At 34.8% G+C, this 972-nt stretch carries 1 protein-coding gene; it reads left to right on the top strand.

What is annotated here, in order from left to right; all coding sequences use genetic code 11:
- Positions 1–205, top strand: a 205-nt coding sequence (locus BAZSYMA_RS10200) for a hypothetical protein (protein ID WP_206599441.1), incomplete at its 5' end; no start/stop codon positions are given.
- Positions 206–972 lie beyond the last annotated feature (767 nt).

Here is a 972-nt window from a genome sequence, read left to right on the forward strand (position 1 = left end):
AGGGGGCGTATTTATGCTTTTTGCCCACCTCAATTTTTGGCAAAAATGCAGAAAAATCCGAATTTGTAGCATGGAAGCAAAAAATGTTCAGCTTCATAAGGTTACGCGCTTTCAAGCCAACTTAGATGTTTCTTTCTGTTTTGCTCCCTCCCCACTTTCTGGTCCACTCGTGAAGCTTGCTCACACACTTTCCGTCGGCTTCTAAAGCTTCCCACCCAACACTTTCCGACCCACTCCTACATCTCTGTCCTGTAAACACTCAAGCACAGTTTATTGTCAAATGTTTTAGTGGTTTCAGATAAAAATAAGCTAAAAACATTTCTCTATAGGGAACACACAATTATGCATGTAATTATGCATGGTCTCACCGTAAAAATCAATTCGTGAACTATTTAGGTTCGATCAGCCCAGTATAAGACCACCCAGTGGTAAATCCATGTACTGCTTAGTACCAATCAAGCCAGAATAATACCATTAAATGATCAATTAATTTAATGTTAAAGTCCAATCAGACTAGAGTAAGACTCTGAGTGTGATTCAAACTCAGAACAGTAGTGGCGATAGGCACTGATTGCATAGGTAGTGTAATTCCAACTACCAAACATCACGACCACGACACCCCCTCGTAGTGTTGTACATTGTGTATATGCATGTTATATAGTGCTAAATATGTTTATTTGTCAGACTTTATATACTTCATATATGTAATTTGTTAACATTATTACACTTGATAAAACCTATATTGTGTGTTTTGCATTCATTTATTTTAGAATGTAATTTTAAAGTATATAAAATTATTTCAGTTTTCATTTCTCCCAATTCATTACAACAAAGAAATAAATAATCAACACATTAATTAATACAAGATTCAAGATTCAAGATTCAAGATTTTATTAACAAGGCTCAGGCACAGTGTGCAACATGAGCATACAGTTATTATAACATAAATACATACATAGGAAATAAGACTAA

The organism is Bathymodiolus azoricus thioautotrophic gill symbiont (assembly GCF_001298715.1).
In the GTDB taxonomy this organism is placed as follows: domain Bacteria; phylum Pseudomonadota; class Gammaproteobacteria; order PS1; family Pseudothioglobaceae; genus Thiodubiliella.